This window comes from Pseudomonas sp. TWR1-1-3, assembly GCF_049896805.1.
Lineage (GTDB): Bacteria > Pseudomonadota > Gammaproteobacteria > Pseudomonadales > Pseudomonadaceae > Aquipseudomonas > Aquipseudomonas bubulae.
The window spans coordinates 119,506-137,743 of the sequence record NZ_JAFCUZ010000004.1 but is presented as its reverse complement, the minus strand read 5'-3'; the positions used below and the strand labels follow the sequence as shown (position 1 = coordinate 137,743).

Annotated in this window: 15 protein-coding genes, 6 tRNA genes and 1 riboswitch; of the genes, 14 read left to right on the top strand and 7 right to left on the bottom strand. The window is 58.0% G+C overall.

Translation table 11 applies throughout. From position 1 onward, the window contains the following. Window positions 1-98: 98 nt before the first annotated feature. From astB to astE, 3 genes are all read left to right on the top strand, one after another. Entirely contained in the window at window positions 99-1,445 is a 1,347-nt protein-coding gene (astB, locus tag ACP7BE_RS16280; RefSeq protein WP_095003230.1) for an N-succinylarginine dihydrolase, read from the top strand. Window positions 1,446-1,512: 67 nt separating this feature from the next. Beyond that, entirely contained in the window at window positions 1,513-1,800 is a 288-nt protein-coding gene (locus ACP7BE_RS16275) for a hypothetical protein (RefSeq protein ID WP_003440880.1), read from the top strand. 12 nt (window positions 1,801-1,812) lie between these two features. Continuing rightward, window positions 1,813-2,823, top strand: a complete 1,011-nt coding sequence (gene astE, locus ACP7BE_RS16270) for a succinylglutamate desuccinylase (RefSeq protein ID WP_095003229.1) — start codon at window positions 1,813-1,815, stop codon at window positions 2,821-2,823. On the opposite strand, the gene ACP7BE_RS16265 is transcribed toward astE, so the two are convergent. Both ACP7BE_RS16265 and ACP7BE_RS16260 read right to left on the bottom strand, forming a co-directional pair. Then, window positions 2,820-3,935, bottom strand: coding sequence for a M91 family zinc metallopeptidase (locus ACP7BE_RS16265; RefSeq protein ID WP_426106526.1), 1,116 nt, complete (start codon window positions 3,933-3,935; stop codon window positions 2,820-2,822). The two genes, astE and ACP7BE_RS16265, sit on opposite strands and share 4 nt — an antisense overlap. Window positions 3,936-4,453: 518 nt before the next feature. Then, complete coding sequence (locus ACP7BE_RS16260; protein ID WP_095003366.1) at window positions 4,454-4,948, bottom strand: 6,7-dimethyl-8-ribityllumazine synthase; 495 nt, start codon at window positions 4,946-4,948, stop codon at window positions 4,454-4,456. A 131-nt stretch (window positions 4,949-5,079) separates the two neighbouring features. After that, a riboswitch (FMN riboswitch) is annotated at window positions 5,080-5,250 on the bottom strand. A gap of 215 nt (window positions 5,251-5,465) precedes the next feature. Between ACP7BE_RS16260 and ltaE the strand changes: the two genes are divergently transcribed. The 10 genes from ltaE (at window position 5,466) to mgtE (ending at window position 13,554) form a co-directional block, all read left to right on the top strand. Then, window positions 5,466-6,470, top strand: coding sequence for a low-specificity L-threonine aldolase (gene ltaE / locus ACP7BE_RS16255; protein ID WP_095020872.1), 1,005 nt, complete (start codon window positions 5,466-5,468; stop codon window positions 6,468-6,470). Between the two features lie 146 nt (window positions 6,471-6,616). Beyond that, window positions 6,617-9,235 carry an alanine--tRNA ligase gene (gene alaS, locus ACP7BE_RS16250; protein WP_095019219.1) on the top strand — a complete coding sequence of 873 codons (2,619 nt, stop codon included), beginning with the start codon at window positions 6,617-6,619 and terminating at the stop codon, window positions 9,233-9,235. An 83-nt stretch (window positions 9,236-9,318) separates the two neighbouring features. Then, a complete protein-coding gene (locus tag ACP7BE_RS16245; protein ID WP_095003369.1) occupies window positions 9,319-10,554 on the top strand; it encodes an aspartate kinase in 1,236 nt (411 codons plus the stop codon). A 184-nt stretch (window positions 10,555-10,738) separates the two neighbouring features. Next, a complete protein-coding gene (gene csrA / locus ACP7BE_RS16240; RefSeq protein ID WP_095003370.1) occupies window positions 10,739-10,927 on the top strand; it encodes a carbon storage regulator CsrA in 189 nt (62 codons plus the stop codon). A gap of 61 nt (window positions 10,928-10,988) precedes the next feature. Then, window positions 10,989-11,079, top strand: a tRNA-Ser gene (locus ACP7BE_RS16235). Window positions 11,080-11,187: 108 nt separating this feature from the next. After that, window positions 11,188-11,264, top strand: a tRNA-Arg gene (locus ACP7BE_RS16230). A gap of 71 nt (window positions 11,265-11,335) precedes the next feature. Beyond that, a tRNA-Arg gene (locus ACP7BE_RS16225) sits at window positions 11,336-11,412 on the top strand. A 71-nt stretch (window positions 11,413-11,483) separates the two neighbouring features. Then, window positions 11,484-11,560, top strand: a tRNA-Arg gene (locus ACP7BE_RS16220). A gap of 71 nt (window positions 11,561-11,631) precedes the next feature. Next, a tRNA-Arg gene (locus ACP7BE_RS16215) sits at window positions 11,632-11,708 on the top strand. 403 nt (window positions 11,709-12,111) lie between these two features. Continuing rightward, window positions 12,112-13,554 (top strand): magnesium transporter, encoded by a 1,443-nt coding sequence (gene mgtE, locus ACP7BE_RS16210; RefSeq protein WP_016782141.1) that lies wholly within the window; start codon window positions 12,112-12,114, stop codon window positions 13,552-13,554. 75 nt (window positions 13,555-13,629) lie between these two features. Here the strand turns inward: mgtE and ACP7BE_RS16205 are convergent, their stop codons facing one another. From ACP7BE_RS16205 to ACP7BE_RS16195, 3 genes are all read right to left on the bottom strand, one after another. Further along, window positions 13,630-13,956, bottom strand: coding sequence for an Arc family DNA-binding protein (locus tag ACP7BE_RS16205; protein ID WP_016782142.1), 327 nt, complete (start codon window positions 13,954-13,956; stop codon window positions 13,630-13,632). A gap of 274 nt (window positions 13,957-14,230) precedes the next feature. Further along, window positions 14,231-14,407 (bottom strand): PA3371 family protein, encoded by a 177-nt coding sequence (locus ACP7BE_RS16200; protein WP_165446519.1) that lies wholly within the window; start codon window positions 14,405-14,407, stop codon window positions 14,231-14,233. A gap of 28 nt (window positions 14,408-14,435) precedes the next feature. Further along, window positions 14,436-14,666 carry a hypothetical protein gene (locus tag ACP7BE_RS16195; protein ID WP_095019285.1) on the bottom strand — a complete coding sequence of 77 codons (231 nt, stop codon included), beginning with the start codon at window positions 14,664-14,666 and terminating at the stop codon, window positions 14,436-14,438. A gap of 325 nt (window positions 14,667-14,991) precedes the next feature. On the opposite strand from ACP7BE_RS16195, the gene ACP7BE_RS16190 reads away from it, so the two are divergent. After that, window positions 14,992-15,068: transfer RNA gene (locus ACP7BE_RS16190), tRNA-Arg, on the top strand. A gap of 63 nt (window positions 15,069-15,131) precedes the next feature. Here the strand turns inward: ACP7BE_RS16190 and ACP7BE_RS16185 are convergent. Together ACP7BE_RS16185 and ACP7BE_RS16180 are read right to left on the bottom strand one after the other, a co-directional pair. After that, a complete protein-coding gene (locus ACP7BE_RS16185; protein WP_426106521.1) occupies window positions 15,132-16,319 on the bottom strand; it encodes a fumarylacetoacetate hydrolase family protein in 1,188 nt (395 codons plus the stop codon). 132 nt (window positions 16,320-16,451) lie between these two features. Beyond that, window positions 16,452-18,236, bottom strand: coding sequence for an IlvD/Edd family dehydratase (locus ACP7BE_RS16180; RefSeq protein ID WP_095026589.1), 1,785 nt, complete (start codon window positions 18,234-18,236; stop codon window positions 16,452-16,454). Between the last annotated feature and the right edge of the window lie 2 nt (window positions 18,237-18,238).

Sequence of the window (18,238 nt, the reverse complement as noted above, 5' to 3'; positions counted from 1 at the left end):
GGAGCGAGCCTGCTCGCGAAAACCTTAAAGGCCATTCGCGAGCAGGCTCGCTCCCACAGGTGCTGTATGACTTATAACCGTTTTCCGGAGCCTCGCTGATGAAGTCTTTTGAAGTCAATTTTGACGGTTTAGTGGGGCCGACCCATAACTATGGCGGTTTGTCGTTTGGCAACGTCGCTTCCCAGAGCAACAGCCAGCAGGCTTCCAACCCTAAGGAAGCTGCGCTGCAAGGCCTGGAAAAAATGAAAGCGTTGATGGACATGGGCTTTGTCCAGGGCGTGCTGGCCCCGCAAGAGCGTCCGGACGTTGCTGCCTTGCGCAGCCTGGGTTTTGCCGGAACTGATGCTCAGGTGATCGAGCGCGCCGCCAAAGAGGCCATGCCATTGCTGGTCGCCAGCTGCTCGGCCTCGAGCATGTGGGTAGCCAATGCGGCCACAGTCAGCCCCAGTGCCGACACCGCTGACGGTCGCGTGCATTTCACCGCCGCCAACCTCAATTGCAAATATCATCGTAGCATCGAGCACCCGACCACCAGTCGCGTGCTGGGCGCGATGTTTGCCGATCAGGAGCATTTTGCCCACCACGCGGCTTTGCCGGCAGTGGCGCAATTTGGCGATGAAGGTGCAGCCAACCACACGCGTTTTTGCCGCGATTATGGTGAGGCCGGTGTCGAGTTTTTTGTGTTCGGCCGCAGTGCGTTCGACAGTCGTTACCCGGCACCGCAAAAATACCCGGCGCGCCAGACCCTCGAGGCTTCGCAGGCAGTGGCTCGCCTGCATGGCCTGAGCGAGGAGGGTGTGGTGTTTGCCCAGCAAAATCCTGCGGTCATTGACCAGGGTGTGTTTCATAACGACGTGATCGCCGTGGGTAATGGTGAACTGTTGTTCCATCACCAGGATGCTTTCCTCAATACCGAGCAGATGCTGGCCGAGTTGCAGGCCAAGCTGGCGACCCGCGGCGCCAACTTCCAGTCGATCAGCGTGCCCCGTGATCAGGTGGCCGTGGAAGATGCCGTGCGCTCTTATCTGTTCAACAGCCAGCTGCTGAGCCGCGCCGATGGCTCGATGCTATTGATCGTGCCTGAAGAGTGTCGTGCCAACCCGCGCGTATGGCAGTACCTGCAAGGGCTGACGGCCGCTGGCGGGCCGATCCGTGAGGTCAAGGTGTTCGACCTCAAGCAGAGCATGCAGAATGGCGGTGGTCCGGCGTGCCTGCGCCTGCGGGTCGCGCTCAACGAAACCGAGCTGGCGGCCGTCAACCCCGGCGTGATCATGACCCCGGCGCTGTACGACACCCTGACGGTCTGGGTGAACAAACATTATCGTGATGCTTTGCGCGAAAGTGACCTGGCTGATCCACAATTGCTGCTTGAATGCCGCACGGCATTGGATGAACTGACGCAAATCCTTAAACTGGGCGCGGTTTACCCCTTCCAGATCAATTGAAAGGCGCTGTGCCTGGGCGATAGTTGACGCCGGGCACGCACCTTCACACCCCAATGAGAGCGATGAAATGACTGATACCCTGAAGCTGATCCTTGAAGACACCGACGGTACCCAGCTGGAAACGTCCTGCACGCGCGTTGCCGTCATGTGGCAGGGCAAGGAATTGTGGATCCAGCAGGACGGCCGTGGCCAGTTGCTGATCGGTGTAGACGTTGAAGAAGGCGATGCCGAATACGCCAACCTGCTGCTGCGCCCATTGGCGACTAACCTTGTGAGCCTGCAACTGGAAATGGAACCGGCTGATCTGGGCGATGATGAAGACGGTCACGTACACGGTCCGGACTGCAACCACTGATAAGGAAGTTCTATGCTCGCTCTCGGCAAACTGCTTGAACTGACCTTGGCCGGACGTGAACCGGCCGAGAAAACTCAACTGACTGTCGACGGCGTGCGGATGCGCTGGCTGACCGAAGGCGCGCTTGAAGTGCGCCCGCCCGAGGCTCGTGACAACGGTATGGATCTGTTGTTGTCAGCCGGCATCCATGGCAATGAAACAGCGCCGATCGAGTTGCTTGATCGCCTGTTGCAGGCCATTGCACGGGGTACTATCAAGCCCCGTGCGCGAATTCTGTTCCTGTTCGGCAACCCCGGCGCCATGCGTACTGGCGCACGTTTTGTCGAGGAAGACCTTAACCGGCTGTTCAACGGCCGTCACGAAAGCAGCAGTGGCCCCGAAGCCCTGCGTGCTTGCGAGCTTGAGCACCTGGCTGAAACCTTTTTCAGCCCTCCCGGGCGTACTCGTCTGCACTACGACTTGCACACGGCCATTCGAGGGTCGAAGATCGAGCAGTTTGCGTTGTATCCCTTCAAGGAGGGCCGTAGCCACTCTCGCGAAGAGCTGTCGCGCTTGCGTGCGGCCGGGATGGAAGCGGTGCTGTTGCAAAACAAGCCCTCCATTGTGTTCAGTGCCTATACCTACGATCGCTTGGGCGCCGAGGCGTTTACCCTTGAGTTGGGCAAGGCCCGGCCTTTCGGGCAGAACGGCGGAGTCAATGTCGAACGTCTGGAGCAGCGTTTGCAGCAGATGATCGAGGGTAGCGAGCCAGCACTGGCCGATGCTTCGCTCGAGGGTTTGCAGTTGTTCAGTGTGGCGCGTGAAGTCATCAAGCACAGTGATGCCTTTATCCTGCACTTGCCTGCCGATATCGAAAATTTCAGCGAGTTGCCCAAGGGCTATCTGCTGGCGCAAGACGCTGGCAAAACCCGCTGGATTATTGAAGAAGAGGGTGCGCGGATCATCTTTCCCAACCCTAAAGTCAAAAATGGCCTGCGCGCCGGTATCATTATCGAACCGACAACCCTGGCCCCACAGGGTTAATCATCCGAGTAATAGATATAGGTTTTGCGCAGGGGCAGCCCCAGTTCTTCGCGTATGCCGTTTTCGCTGAACTGTGCCGGGTTCGTGGGGAGGGCAGGGGTTGCAGGGTCTTTATCGAAGTCAAAGGGCTCTGTGTTGCAAGGTAAGCCCACGGCCTGCAGTTCATCATTTTTCACCAGCGCAGCTTGCTTGGTTCCCTGATGCCCGTCGGGGCTTGCGCCTAAAAATCGTGTGCCCGTGACAAAGTTGTAGGCGTGGCATAGCTCGTGGTACAGAGAGGTAAGCGGTATCGCGCCGGGTGTGGAAAATGCCGGGTTGTAGTACACCGTTCCTCCGAAATCAGGCAGACCTGCCATCCCGACCTGAATAAAAGACCGGCCATCACCCAGATTGGGTATGTATAGGCCGTTATTTACCTGCTTGAGTTCGGCGATGGTGATGGGTTTCTGGCTTTTACGAATACTTTTTGTCAGTTCGCGCAGTAGCTGGCTCCCGTTGCCGGAGCTCAGCAATAGCTTCAAGTCATCCTGAACCCTTACGATAAACTCTTCGCTGCCTTGAATAATCAGCCCTGATTCCGGCAGGGGGATTGGGCTGCCAATAAATGTATTGGCGACCTTTTTGTGCGGGGTGATTCTGCCTTCGGCGATATAGGTGGGCTCGCTGTCGGTGAATACTTTGTCCCTGTCTTTTATTTGATTGAGGATGTCCTGGCCCTGGCCGGTATAGATCACATTGGAGCCCGCTCCGGCTGTAATAAGGTCATCGCCGTCGCCCCCGCATAGAATGCTGTGGCCCTGGCCTCCGACGGCTACATCGTCACCTTCTCCTGCGTCGATAAAGGCCATGCCGGCCCCGCCACGAAAAAAGTCTGCCCCTTTGCCCGTGTAGGCAACGGTTGTGCCCGTGCCATTGGCGTTGACGATGTCATTGCCATCTCCAGTGTCTACGTAGCTGGTGCCCCTACGGGTCATCACCATGTCATCGCCAGTACCGGTCAGCACCGTGGACTTGCCGCTGCTGGTCACGACGGTGTCATTGCCGGGGCCGGTTTCGATATGAAAGGTGTTTTTCAGGGTGTCGGCGATGTAAACCGTATCGTTGCCGTTCAAGGTATGAATTTCGATGATCTGCTTTGCACTTGCAGGCTTTATCCGATAGCGCTCATGGTTCAGGTCGATCAGCAGAGAGTCGTTGTCGCCCTTGGTGACGCAAATGGATGCCCGCGCCACCGAGGCACGGAAGACCAGGCGGTCAATGGGGCGGGGGTACAGGACGCCTTCAGTGACGTAGCGCACGAGGGTGGCGTTATCGCCAATATGAAGAATGCTTTGTGTGGTGCTCTCTGTCACATGGGGCAGGGGGTGTGAAACCGTTGTTTCGGTTCTTTCGAGCGGGGCCTGGGCACCGCCGTCAAACTCGAAATGATGAGGGGCTGGCAGAGGGGTAGTTGTTACTGGGGGCGGGGTTGGGCACATAAGAGATGCTCCTGGGCGTCAAGTTCAAATGTCATCGGTGACCGGGCACCTGTATCGACAATTGAAACGCCTGGATGGCTTATGTGTGCGTTACATGTTTATGGTGTGCTCCCCGGCGAGCCTGGTTTCAGGGCTGGCCGGGGAATCAGGCATTACACCGCGCGTTTTTGCTGGGTATCCATGCGCTTGATGGTGCGGATTTTCTGCAGTGTGTCTACGCACGTCCGGGCGGCTTCCTGGCCTTTGTGCACGAAGTGCTCAAAGAAAAACTTCTGATGCTCCTCACCGGCGTGGAAGTGGTGCGGCGTGAGGCTGACGGAGAACACCGGCACTTCGGTTTCCAGCTGTACTTGCATCAGGCCGCTGACGACCGTCTGGGCAACAAAGTCGTGACGGTAGATGCCGCCATCCACGACCAGTGCGGCGCCGACAATTCCGGCGTAACGACCGGTCTTGGCCAGCAGTTTGGCGTGCAGCGGGATCTCGAATGCGCCGCCGACTTCGAAGAAATCGATGTCGCTTTCCTGATAGCCCAGCACCAGCATTTCGGCCAGGAAGCCCTTGCGGCTCTGGTCGACAATCTCTTTGTGCCAGGAAGCCTGGATAAATGCGACACGTTCGTTGTGGTGAATAGCTGTAGGTTGCATGTTCAGATTCCTGTTTGTGTGAAAAACAGGGCATATGAATCGAATGGGATTAAAGGGTACGTTCAGGAGGGCAGCGCACGGCCATACGGCATCGCCACTATCCCGCCTGGTTGACGGCCCTTTGGCGCCAATCCCGTTCTCTCTTCATCCGGACTATGACCGTCGGCCCCGGGATCACACCGGGTCTGCTGACCTTGGTTTATTCCTGGCCGAAGCTCAAGAATGTGCCAAGCGCTCGCGGGCTATGCGCTTTGCGCGCAATTACCGCCGGTGGGGAGTCGCACCCCGCCCTGAGAACGTTGCCACCAGCCTTTCTGGCGGCGGACATTTTGTATCACATATTTTTCGAGTATGCATTGATGCTTTTTGCTAATAGCTATCAGTTTTTCCATTTCATTAATAAGGTAATTCCTACGTGAGCATCCGAATATTGTCGATCGCTGCAGAGTAGGCTTGTTCTGGCGGGAATCGCACGTTTAGCATTCAACACTGATCAAACCTTGCCGAGGCCAATGCCATGTCTGTTATCGATCTTCGTAGTGACACCGTGACCCAACCCACCCCAGGCATGCGTGAAGCCATGGCAAATGCGCCTATGGGCGATGATGTGTATGGCGAAGATCCTTCGGTGAACAAACTGGAATCCGAGCTGGCATTGCGCCTGGGCTTTGCCAGGGGGCTGTTTGTGCCCACCGGCACCATGAGCAACCTGCTGGCCTTGATGGCGCATTGCGAGCGCGGTGATGAATACATCGTCGGTCAGCAGGCTCACACCTATAAGTATGAAGGTGGCGGGGCGGCGGTCCTGGGGTCCATTCAGCCGCAGCCGCTGGAGGTGCAGGCCGATGGCTCGCTTGATCTGAAACAGGTGGCTGCCGCGATCAAACCGGATGACTTCCACTTTGCCCGCACCCGCCTGCTTGCGCTGGAAAACACCATGCAAGGCAAGGTGCTGCCCACCGAGTACCTGGCAGCGGCCGGCCGCCTGACCCGCGAGCACGGCCTGGCGCTGCATCTTGATGGCGCGCGGTTGTACAACGCGGCGGTCAAACTGGGCGTTGACGCCGGTGATATCACCCGCCATTTCGATTCGGTATCGGTCTGTCTGTCCAAAGGCCTGGGCGCGCCCGTGGGGTCGGTGCTGTGCGGCACCGCCGAGCTTGTCTCCCGCGCCCGACGCCTGCGCAAGATGGTCGGGGGCGGCATGCGCCAGGCCGGTCAACTGGCGGCTGCCGGGCTGTATGCACTGGATCATCAGGTGGCGCGTCTGGCCGATGACCATGCCAATGCCCAGTTGCTGGCCGAGGGCCTGCGTGCTGCCGGTTATGAGGTTGAGCCGGTGCAGACCAATATGGTCTACGTCCAGGTCGGTGAGCGTGCTGAGGCACTCAAGGCCTTTGCGGCCGGCCAGGGGATCAGGCTCAGTGCCGCGCCGCGCTTGCGAATGGTGACGCACATGGATGTCAGTCGCAGCCAGATTGAGCAGGTGATAGCGGTTTTTGCCGAGTTTTCCCTTCAATAAGCGTTCAATCCGTCCAATTGCTTGTCGCTATCGTATAAACACGCTGTACCCGGGGCGAAGGGCCGATATAATGCGGCCCTTTGCGAGTCGCACTGTCGATTGACGTGATTTACTTGCCTCTGGCCGCAGCCTCCGTGGAAGAACCTATGAAAAGCGCAGAAATCCGTGAAGCCTTCCTTCGCTTCTTCGAGGAGCAAGGTCACACCCGTGTCCCTTCCAGCTCCTTGGTCCCTAATAACGACCCGACCCTGCTGTTCACCAACGCGGGGATGAACCAGTTCAAGGACTGTTTCCTGGGTCAAGAAAAACGTGCCTACACCCGAGCGACCAGCAGCCAGAAGTGCGTGCGTGCCGGCGGCAAGAACAGCGACCTGGAAAACGTCGGTTACACCGCCCGTCACCACACCTTCTTTGAAATGCTCGGCAATTTCAGCTTTGGCGATTACTTCAAGAAAGATGCGATCAATTTCGCCTGGACCTTCCTGACCGGTGTTCTCAAGCTGCCCAAAGACAAGCTGTGGGTGACCGTCTACGCCAGCGATGACGAAGCCTACGACATCTGGACCCAGGACGTCGGCGTGCCTGCCGAGCGCATGATCCGTATCGGCGACAACAAGGGCGCGCCGTATGCATCGGACAACTTCTGGACCATGGGCGATACCGGCCCGTGCGGCCCGTGCACCGAGATTTTCTACGATCACGGCCCGGAAATCTGGGGTGGCCCGCCGGGCTCGCCAGACGAAGACGGCGACCGTTACATCGAAATCTGGAACAACGTTTTCATGCAGTTCAACCGCACCGCCGATGGCGTGTTGCATCCGTTGCCAGCGCCGTCGGTAGACACCGGCATGGGCCTGGAGCGGATCAGTGCGGTGATGCAGCACGTCAACTCCAACTACGATATCGACCTGTTCCAGAGCCTGCTGACCGCAGCGGCGGACGCGATCGGCTGCGCCAACGAAGGCCAGGCATCGCTCAAGGTGGTAGCGGACCATATCCGTTCGTGCAGCTTCCTGATCGCCGACGGTGTACTGCCATCGAACGAAGGTCGCGGCTACGTGCTGCGCCGCATCATTCGTCGCGCCTGCCGTCATGGCAACAAGTTGGGTGCTACCGGCAATTTCTTCTACAAGATCGTCGCGGCCCTGGTGGCCGAGATGGGTGCCAGCTTCCCGGAGCTGGTGCGCGAGCAGGCCAATATCGAGCGCGTGCTCAAGGCTGAAGAAGAGCAGTTCTCCAAGACCCTGGAGCAGGGTCTGAAAATCCTCGAGCTGGATCTGGCTGAGCTCAAGGGCACCGTGGTGCCTGGCGACGTAGTGTTCAAGCTCTACGACACCTATGGCTTCCCGATGGACCTGACGGCCGATATCGCCCGCGAGCGCAACCTGACCGTGGACGAAGAAGGCTTCGAACGCGAGATGGAAGCCCAGCGTGTGCGTGCCCGTTCGGCCAGCTCGTTTGGCCTGGACTACAACACCCTGGTCAAAGTCGACGTGCCGACCGAGTTTGTCGGTTACAACGCTACCCAGGCCTCGGCCAAGGTGGTTGCGCTGTATAAAGAAGGGCAGTCGGTTGCCAGCCTGAACGAAGGCGACGAGGGTGTGGTGATTCTCGACCAGACCCCGTTCTATGCCGAATCGGGCGGTCAGGTCGGCGATTGCGGTTACCTGCAGGCGGGTGCTGCCCGCTTTGACGTGCGCGACACCACCAAGACCGGTGGCGCTTTCCTGCACCACGGCGTGGTTGCTGCGGGCGGCCTGAAAGTGGGCGAAACCGTTGAAGCCCAGGTGGACGCCGATGTGCGTCACGCCACGGCGCTGAACCACTCGGCCACCCACTTGCTGCACGCCGCCTTGCGCCAGGTTCTGGGCGAGCACGTTCAGCAGAAAGGCTCTTTGGTTGACAGCCAGCGCATGCGTTTTGACTTCAGCCACTTCGAAGCGATCAAGCCTGAGCAGATCAAGGCGCTGGAAGATATTGTCAACGCCGAGATTCGCAAGAATACCCCGGTCGAGACTGAAGAAACCGACATCGAAACCGCCAAGGAAAAAGGCGCCATGGCGTTGTTTGGCGAGAAGTACGGCGACAGCGTTCGCGTGCTGAGCATGGGTGGTGATTTCTCGGTTGAGCTGTGTGGCGGTATCCACGCCAAGCGCACCGGTGATATCGGCCTGATGAAAATCATCAGCGAAGGCGGTGTAGCCTCCGGTATCCGTCGCATTGAAGCGGTGACCGGCGCCGCCGCACTGGCTTACCTCAATGCTGCCGAAGAGCAGCTCAAGGAAGCCGCCAGCCTGGTCAAAGGCTCGCGCGAGAACCTGGTCGACAAATTGTCGGCGGTACTTGAGCGCAACCGTCAGCTGGAAAAACAGCTTGAGCAGTTGCAGGCCAAGGCCGCAAGCGCAGCGGGTGATGATCTGTCATCGTCGGCAGTGGACGTAAAAGGCGTGAAAGTGTTGACCGCCCGCCTGGACGGTCAAGACGGCAAGGCGCTTCTGGCGCTGGTAGATCAGCTGAAGAACAAGCTCGGTCGTGCGGTGATCCTGCTCGGCAGTGTCCATGAAGACAAGGTTGTACTGGTTGCAGGCGTAACCAAAGACCTGACTGGCCAACTCAAAGCCGGTGATTTGATGAAGCAGGCTGCTGCGGCAGTGGGCGGGAAGGGCGGTGGTCGTCCGGACATGGCGCAAGGTGGCGGTGTTGATGCTGCAGCCCTGGACGCCGCGCTGGCTCTGACCGTGCCATTTGTCGAGCAGGGTATCTGAGGTCCAGAACGCGCCGTTGTCTAGTAACGGCGCGTCGTTTGAATGATAAATGGGCGCCCTTTATGGGCTGAGGCTGCTTTGAAATGGCTTTGATCGTACAGAAATTCGGAGGCACCTCGGTCGGCACTGTCGAGAGAATCGAGCAGGTCGCCGATAAAGTTAAGAAGTTCCGCGAAGCCGGCAATGATCTGGTGATCGTGCTGTCGGCCATGAGCGGCGAAACCAATCGCCTGATCGACCTGGCCAAGCAAATCAGCGATCAGCCGTTGCCGCGTGAGCTGGATATGATTGTATCCACGGGCGAGCAGGTGACTATTGGTCTGCTGTCCATGGCGCTGAACAAGCGTGGTGTGCCGGCCGTGTCCTACACCGGCAGCCAGGTGCGCATCCTCACGGACAGCTCGCACACCAAGGCCCGTATCCTGAAAATTGACGATCAGAAGATTCGCGCTGATCTCAAGGCCGGTCGTGTGGTTGTGGTTGCCGGTTTCCAGGGCGTTGATGAGCTCGGCAATATCACCACGCTGGGCCGTGGCGGTTCCGACACCACGGGTGTGGCGCTGGCAGCGGCCCTCAAGGCTGATGAATGCCAGATCTACACCGATGTTGACGGCGTCTACACCACTGACCCGCGGGTTGTGGCCAAGGCGCAGCGTCTGGAAAAGATCACCTTCGAAGAAATGCTGGAAATGGCCAGCCTGGGTTCCAAGGTGTTGCAGATCCGCGCAGTCGAGTTCGCCGGCAAGTACAACGTTCCGCTGCGCGTTTTGCACAGCTTCAAGGAGGGTCCAGGTACCCTCATTACTATTGATGAAGAGGAATCCATGGAACAGCCGATCATTTCTGGTATCGCGTTCAATCGCGACGAAGCCAAGCTGACCATCCGTGGCGTGCCGGACACCCCGGGCGTGGCGTTCAAGATTCTGGGCCCGATCAGCGCGGCCAACATCGAAGTCGACATGATCGTGCAGAACGTTGCGCACGATAACACCACCGACTTCACCTTCACCGTACACCGCAATGACTACAATGCGGCGCAAAGCGTGCTGGAAAATACCGCTCGCGAGATCGGTGCCCGTGAAGTGGTGGGCGACACCAACATTGCCAAGGTTTCGATCGTGGGTGTGGGCATGCGCTCTCATGCAGGCGTTGCCAGCCGCATGTTTGAATCGCTGGCCAAGGAGAACATCAACATCCTGATGATCTCGACTTCCGAGATCAAAGTGTCTGTTGTGATCGAAGAAAAGTACCTGGAGCTGGCCGTGCGTTCCCTGCACACCGCTTTTGATCTGGATGCGCCAGCCCGACAGGGCGAGTAAGGCGTTGGCAGAAGGGCGCGGTTAATCCGCGCCCTTTGTTTTTTGGCAGGCATGCACGAAGCCCACCCGTTTTGTCATGTTGGTCAATACTAAGGAGCGCAGAGTGCTACTAGTCGCTAGTAGGCTCGGGCTCTTTTTTTTTGCAGACTGTTGTCCCTGAAAAGATAAGTGTGAGGAGAAACGTATGCTGATTCTGACTCGCCGTTGTGCGGAAAGCCTGATCATAGGCGATGGCGAAATTACCGTGACCGTATTGGGCGTCAAAGGCAACCAGGTGCGCATTGGCGTCAATGCTCCCAAGGAAGTGGCCGTACACCGTGAAGAGATCTACCTGCGGATCAAGAATGAAAAGGATGAAGAACCAAGTCTTTAATTTTATTTAAGTTTTTAGTTGCATGCGGGGAAAAGGCTGGTTATTATACGCCCCGTGTTGCGGAGAGGTGGCCGAGTGGCCGAAGGCGCTCCCCTGCTAAGGGAGTACATCTCAAAAGGGTGTCGGGGGTTCGAATCCCCCCTTCTCCGCCATTATTCATGTAGCACGTTGTAATCTAGGCAGTTCAGTAAGTTGTTGAAAATACTGAAAAAAAATCTTGCCAGAGAGATTCAACGGTCTATAATGCGCCGCATTCAAATGCACTCGTAGCTCAGCTGGATAGAGTACTCGGCTACGAACCGAGCGGTCACAGGTTCGAATCCTGTCGAGTGCACCATTTAAGAGTCAATTGCCAAGGCGATTGGTTTTGCTTCAACCAGCGGTGGTCTGGTCTATCAAACACAACTTGCACTCGTAGCTCAGCTGGATAGAGTACTCGGCTACGAACCGAGCGGTCACAGGTTCGAATCCTGTCGAGTGCACCATTTAAGAGTCAATCGCCCAGGCGGTTGGCTTTGCTTCAACCAGCGGTGGTCTGGTTTATCAAACACAACTTGCACTCGTAGCTCAGCTGGATAGAGTACTCGGCTACGAACCGAGCGGTCACAGGTTCGAATCCTGTCGAGTGCACCATTTAAGAGTCAATTGCCTAGGCAGTTGGCTTTGCTTCAGCCAGCGGTGGTCTGGTTTAACAAACACAACCTGCACTCGTAGCTCAGCTGGATAGAGTACTCGGCTACGAACCGAGCGGTCACAGGTTCGAATCCTGTCGAGTGCACCAAACATCAAAAAGCCCGCACATTGTGCGGGCTTTTTGTTATCTGCGATTTGGCTATTGCTGTCATCCTCGCGACTTGTCTTGTGTTTATTCTGGTTCTTGTCCCTGCTCGTCAACGGCTACAAGGTTGAATTTCAGCTTTGAGTTGTGCCCTGTGCACCTCATCCTTCGTCGCACAAGCAGTGCGCAGGCGCCGTCTGGCGGTTTTTCGCAAGCTTTTGTTATCTCCAAGATTTTTGCGTCATTAATTTTCAAGCCGTGTATGATTGCGCCCGTCAGCCCCGCCGGGGCTTGTGGAATACCTCCATGGACTTACCCAGTAGTAACTCAGCATCCCGCTTTACCAATCATGAATTGACTGATTGATCCTTCCGGCGTGCCCTGCTGCTGGGAGTGGAGTTCGCCTATGACCGAAGTTGAAGTAAAGAAAACCCAAGAAAGCCTGCAAAGCCGCCTTGCTCAAGTTATTGAGCTGCTTAATCGCCAGCGTGTGGTCGAAGATCTGACTCATCGTCAGGAAGGCCATCACCATGACCGGGTCGAGAACCTGGTCCATCGGCAAAACCTTGTTGAACTCCAGCGCAAGCTGGAAGACCTGCACTCCGCAGACGTTGCCTATATCCTCGAAGCATTGCCTCTGGACGACCGCCTGACGGTCTGGCAGTTGGTCAAGGCTGATCGCGATGGCGACATCCTGCTCGAAGTATCCGACTCGGTGCGTGAAACCCTGATCGCCGACATGGACGATCACGAGCTCCTGGCAGCCGCCAAGGAGATGGACGCCGACGAACTTGCTGACCTGGCTCCCGAGCTGCCGCGAGACGTCGTCCATGAGCTGATGGAGACCCTGGATGGCCAGCAGCGTGAGCGCGTGCGCTCCGCACTGTCCTATAACGAGGACCAGGTCGGTGCCTTGATGGACTTTGAGATGGTGACCATCCGTGAGGATGTCAGCCTTGAAGTCGTGCTGCGTTACCTGCGTCGCCTCAAGGAGTTGCCGGGCCATACCGACAAACTGTTCGTGGTCGATTACGACGGTGCGCTCAAAGGCGTGCTGCCGATCAAGCGTCTGCTGGTCAACGACCCTGAAAAACAAGTGTCTGAGGTCATGGCCAACGACCCGGTGAGTTTTCACCCGGACGAAGATGCCTACGATGCTGCTCAGGCATTTGAACGTTATGACTTGATTTCGGCCCCGGTGGTGGACAAGAACGGCAAGCTTATCGGCCGTCTGACCATCGATGAAATGGTCGACCTGATCCGTGAAGAGAGTGAAAACGAAGTTCTCAACATGGCCGGTCTGCGAGAAGAAGAAGACATCTTCGCCTCGGTGTGGAAGTCCCTGCGTAACCGTTGGGCCTGGCTGGCAGTCAACCTGGTCACGGCATTTATTGCTTCGCGGGTGATTGGCCTGTTCGAAGGCTCGATTGAAAAGCTGGTGGCTCTGGCAGCACTGATGCCCATCGTGGCCGGTATTGGCGGTAACTCCGGCAACCAGACCATTACCATGATCGTACGCGCGATGGCCCTGGATCAGGTCAACACCGGCAGCACTTCGCGGTTGATGCGCAAGGAACTTGCCGTGGGCCTGATCAATGGTCTGGTGTGGGGTGGGGTGATTGGTGTTGTGGCCTACCTGCTGTATGGCAGCTGGTCGCTCGGCGTGGTGATGACCGCAGCCATGACCCTCAACCTGCTGCTGGCAGCACTGATGGGGGTATTGATTCCCATGACGCTGGCCCGGCTGGGGCGTGATCCGGCCATGGGCGCAAGCGTGATGATCACCGCCATGACCGACAGTGGCGGGTTCTTCATCTTTCTGGGGCTGGCGACTATCTTCCTGCTTTGATCATTCTGTACAGGGCGCGAACAGCGCCCATAAAAAAAGCCAGCATTTGCTGGCTTTTTTTATGCCTGGGTTAAATCAGGATTCTTCAGAGGCTGCTTCAGCATCGTGAGCAATCAGTGATACCAAGGCGTTTTGCTGGCGGTGGGACAACTGGCGGAAGCGTTGCAGCAGCTCACGCTCATGCAGGGAAAGCTCGGGGCTGTCGAGGCGCATGCTGAGCTCATCACCCAGAACGCCTTCCTGGATAAGGCTTTGCTCGAGACGAGCAATGATTTCAGAGTTCATGCTGCGGTGATGGTTGCGAGCCACTTCGGCGATGCGCTCGCGCATTCCGTCTGGCAGGCGAACGACGAACTTGTCAGCCGTGCGGCTGGAGTAAATTGCCTGTTTCAATGGGCGCATTTTAGTTAACCGGTTAGTTCAGGGGAGCGGTTCTCGGGAATTGGCCGCAGGATGTGTTTAAGACCGTCCTTATAGCCAAATGTTCAACCTGAATTGCTAAGAGGCGCGCATCATGCCTCAAATCTGCCACTTCCCTGGCGTCAATTCTGTGACAAATATTGAACCGGATAAAGGCGTTATGCCAGTAGGTCTTGTTAAAAATATACACTCGAATGGGTGGCTTAGCGATTAACCCAGCAAATTAATGGGTTTTCCCCCTTGCCTATGGGCAGTTTCAGCGCAATTGCGGGTCAAACTTGAACCTGCGACCAAGCATCAGCGCCACCAGCCAGCAAGCGAAAAATACCGCGGCGGCGATCAAGGGCAGATTGCCAAATTCGTTACTGGTGAATACATCCAGGGCAAGGCTCGACAGTGCCAGCATTAACAGAGCCAAAGCGATTTTGGACATGATTTCTTACCCATCTCTCAATGTGCTTTCAAAAGACCCAGCGTTCACCCGCAGGTGCCTGGTCGGCGACGGGCTGGTTGGCAGCCAGACGAGGTGTCACGCGGCTGGTCTCTTTCATCACCGCAACCTGTGGCCGCGGTTTGTTGAAGGTAGCCGTCATTTCAACAGGCTGCTCGGCCGAAACGGGCTCGGGCAGAAAATGAAAAACCAGCAATACGGCCAGCGCGAGGGTGTTTAACAGTAGTAGCGTGCTGTTCATGGCGGTCATCTCTGAGAGCATGGACGGGATACTGTTAATAGAGCAGTCTTCGTGCCAACTGTAACAAGGCTAAAAAACCTTATAAAACAGCGAGTTGAGCCGTATATTCAAGAGTGTTTAATTGCATTTTGCAATGATGGCTTTTTGATGTAGTGCAAATTGCACGATGGCCGCCTGAGCCTTGCCTGTGCTGTGCAGTCGATCGCAACCTCGTACCGCTCATCGGAGGCAAAAAAAGTCTGTTTAGGCCGCTGTCTTACAGTTAAAAAGACCACTCACGACATGACAAACCCAGGCATGCCCGTTACCATGCACGCCGTTATTTGTCTCAGTAGCTCAATTGGATAGAGCATCCCCCTCCTAAGGGGAAGGTTGCAGGTTCGAACCCCGCCTGGGACACCAGATACGCAAAGGCCCCGCACTGTTGAACAGGCGGGGCCTTTTTTGTGGCTTTCAATCAGCCAGTCAGGCCTGGCCGAGCAGCCCGCGGCCCGCCAGGTTCTTCATCAGTGCACTGACCCCGAACGCCCATTGTGGCGCCTGGTCGCTGCCGGTCACGCGGTTGTGCAACGCTCCCAGTGTCGGTGACGAGATGCTTACAACATCATCGGCCTTATGGGTAAACCCCTGGCCCGGCTGGTCGCGGTCTTCTGTAGGAGCGAACAGGGTACCCAGGAACAGGACAAAACCGTCCGGGTACTGGTGGTTGGCGTTGAGCGTCTGTTCGGCCAGGTCCGCCGGATCGCGGCTGATCTGGTTCATTGAGCTTTTGCCGTTCAGCACGTAGTCATCGACACCTTCAACACGCAAGGTCACTTCACAATGGCGCACGTCGTCGAGGTTGAAGTGTTCGTCAAACAGGCGAATAAAGGGCCCCAGTGCACAGGAGGCGTTGTTGTCCTTGGCCTTGCTCAGCAGTAACGCGCTGCGACCTTCGAAGTCGCGCAGGTTGACGTCGTTGCCCAGGGTCGCGCCGTGGATTCGGCCCTGGCTGTCTACCGCCAGCACCACTTCCGGCTCCGGGTTGTTCCAGCTTGAACCGGGGTGGATGCCAATGGCGCTGCCGCTGCCCACCGCAGCGAGGATCGGTGCCTTGGTGAAAATTTCGGCGTCGGGGCCGATACCCACTTCCAGGTACTGCGACCACATGTTCTGTTCGATCAGCACTTGTTTGAGGCGCATGGCTTCTGGCGAGCCGGGGCGCAGGTCGCGCAGGTTATTACCAATCACTTCGTGCACCAGGGCACGAACCTCTTCGGCACGGTGGGCATCGCCTCCGGCTTTTTCCTCGATCACCCGTTCGATCATGCTGGCAGCAAAGGTGACACCCGCCGCCTTGATCACTTGCAGATCTGCCGGGGCCAGCAGGTAGGGTTTGCCCATGTCGCGCTGCTCGCCGCTGTTGGCCAGCAAGGCCTGGATCGTGCCCAATACGGTGCCGCGGATTTCACGCACGGCTTGCAGCGGGTTGTCGCTATCGAGCAGCAGGCTCAGGGTGGGGAAGTGGGCCGTGCAGTCGATTACTTCACCGTCACGAATCACCACCACGGCCGGGCCGCCACGTTCGCCGGGCAACCACACGCGACCGACCAGGGTGGCGCGCTGCCAGTCATCGGGCAGGGTGTTTTCTATGGTCAATTGCAGCGTTTGCATAAACGTGATCCTTGAAAAGAGTGCTTGGTGGGAGCGAGCTTGGTCGCGATCAAGTCACCACGGGTTGGCTGACCATCTGCAGTGTCTGCTTCGCGAGCAGGCTCGCTCCCACAGGTAATGTGTTTGTCGTGTCTAGTGGGAGTGACGGGGCGGGCCGTTTTCCGGGATCACGCGCCAGTACAGGGTGGCCGGTTCGAGGCAGCCGCCGGTGGAGAGCTGGCCGACCAGTTGGCGGTACAGTTCCTGCCACGGAGTTTGTGACGGGGCCAGCGGTGGCAGCGGTTCCTGGCGGCGTTCGTTGAGCACGCTTTCGTCCACCAGCAGGTTGACGCTGCGTGCGTTGAGGTCGACGCGCAGGCGATCGCCGGTGCGCAGTAACGACAGACCGCCACCCACTGCAGATTCCGGGGACATGTTGAGAATTGACGGGCTGGCCGAGGTGCCGCTTTGGCGGCCATCACCCATGCAGGGCAGGGAGTCGATCCCGGCCTTTATCAGGTTGGAAGGTGGCGCCATGTTCACTACCTCGCCGCTGCCGGGGAAGCCCACGGTGCCGCAGCCTCGAATCACCAGAATGCAGCGCTCGTCGATGTCCAGCGAAGGGTCGTTGATCCGCGCCGTGTAGTCTTCCGGGCCCTCGAACACAATTGCCCGCGCTTCGAAGCTGTTGGGTTGCAACGGGTCGCTGAGGTAGGTCTTGCGAAAGGCTTCGCCTACCACTGACATTTTCATGATGGCACTGTCGAAGAAGTTGCCGCTGAGTACGATAAAACCGGCTCGGTGCATCAGCGGATCTTCGTAGGAGCGGATCACGTCACGGTCGCCGGTGACGCAGTCGGCAACCACTTCACCCATGCTGCGGCCACTGACCGTGAGGCAGTCGCGGTGCAGGCGGCCGACCTTGTCCAGTTCATGCATCACCGCCGGTACACCCCCTGCGCGGTGGAAACTTTCACCCAGGTACTCGCCGGCGGGCATGCAGTTGACCAGCAAGGGCACGTCTTCGCCGACGCGCTGCCAGTCTTCCAGTGACAGCTCGATACCGCTGTGGCGGGCGATGGCAATCAGGTGCGGCGGGCAGTTGGTGGATGCGCCCAGCGCCGAGGCCACGGCAATGGCGTTTTCGAAGGCCGCGTGGGTCATGATCTGGGATGGGCGTACGTCTTCGCGCACCAGGTCGACGATGCGCATCCCGGTGGCATAGGCCATTTGCCCGCGCTCGCGGTACGGTGCCGGGATGCTCGCGCAGCCGGGCAGGGACATACCCAGTGCCTCGGCCAGGGCGTTCATCGACAGCGCAGTGCCCATGGTGTTGCAGTGACCCACCGACGGCGATGATGCGGTGGTCAGGGTCATAAAGCCTTCGTAATCGATTTCGCCGGCGCTGAGCAGATTGCGCGCATGCCACAGTACGGTGCCGGAGCCAATGCGCTGGCCTTTGTGCCAGCCATCGAGCATAGGCCCGCCGGAGAGCACGATGGAAGGCAGGTCGGTGGTGGCCGCTGCCATCAGGCAGGCCGGGGTGGTTTTGTCGCAACCGGTGGTCAGCACTACGCCGTCCAGCGGGTAACCATGCAGCACCTCGACCAGGCCCAGGTAGGCGAGGTTGCGGTCGAGGGCCGCGGTGGGGCGGCGCGACTGTTCGGCAATCGGGTGTACCGGAAACTCCATCGGGATGCCACCTGCATCGCGAATGCCGTCCTTGACCCGCTTGGCCAGTTCGATGTGATGGCGGTTGCAGGGCGTCAGGTCGCTGCCGGTCTGGGCGATGCCGATAATCGGCCGCCCCGATTGCAGTTCGGCGCGGGTCAGGCCCTGGTTCATGTAGCGTTCCACATACAGTGCGGTCAGGTCGGCGTGGCTTGGGTCGTCGAACCACAGCTGGCTGCGCAGGCGGCGTGGGGTTGAATCGGTCATGG

Excerpts from the sequence above, each read along its gene's own strand:
- astB (WP_095003230.1), top strand. The coding sequence starts at position 99 with ATGAAGTCTTTTGAAGTCAATTTTGACGGTTTAGTGGGGCCGACCCAT.
- ACP7BE_RS16275 (WP_003440880.1), top strand. The coding sequence starts at position 1,513 with ATGACTGATACCCTGAAGCTGATCCTTGAAGACACCGACGGTACCCAG.
- astE (WP_095003229.1), top strand. The coding sequence starts at position 1,813 with ATGCTCGCTCTCGGCAAACTGCTTGAACTGACCTTGGCCGGACGTGAA.
- ACP7BE_RS16260 (WP_095003366.1), bottom strand. The coding sequence starts at position 4,948 with ATGCAACCTACAGCTATTCACCACAACGAACGTGTCGCATTTATCCAG.
- ltaE (WP_095020872.1), top strand. The coding sequence starts at position 5,466 with ATGTCTGTTATCGATCTTCGTAGTGACACCGTGACCCAACCCACCCCA.
- alaS (WP_095019219.1), top strand. The coding sequence starts at position 6,617 with ATGAAAAGCGCAGAAATCCGTGAAGCCTTCCTTCGCTTCTTCGAGGAG.
- ACP7BE_RS16245 (WP_095003369.1), top strand. The coding sequence starts at position 9,319 with ATGGCTTTGATCGTACAGAAATTCGGAGGCACCTCGGTCGGCACTGTC.
- csrA (WP_095003370.1), top strand. The coding sequence starts at position 10,739 with ATGCTGATTCTGACTCGCCGTTGTGCGGAAAGCCTGATCATAGGCGAT.
- mgtE (WP_016782141.1), top strand. The coding sequence starts at position 12,112 with ATGACCGAAGTTGAAGTAAAGAAAACCCAAGAAAGCCTGCAAAGCCGC.
- ACP7BE_RS16205 (WP_016782142.1), bottom strand. The coding sequence starts at position 13,956 with ATGCGCCCATTGAAACAGGCAATTTACTCCAGCCGCACGGCTGACAAG.
- ACP7BE_RS16200 (WP_165446519.1), bottom strand. The coding sequence starts at position 14,407 with ATGTCCAAAATCGCTTTGGCTCTGTTAATGCTGGCACTGTCGAGCCTT.
- ACP7BE_RS16195 (WP_095019285.1), bottom strand. The coding sequence starts at position 14,666 with ATGAACAGCACGCTACTACTGTTAAACACCCTCGCGCTGGCCGTATTG.
- ACP7BE_RS16185 (WP_426106521.1), bottom strand. The coding sequence starts at position 16,319 with ATGCAAACGCTGCAATTGACCATAGAAAACACCCTGCCCGATGACTGG.
- ACP7BE_RS16180 (WP_095026589.1), bottom strand. The coding sequence starts at position 18,236 with ATGACCGATTCAACCCCACGCCGCCTGCGCAGCCAGCTGTGGTTCGAC.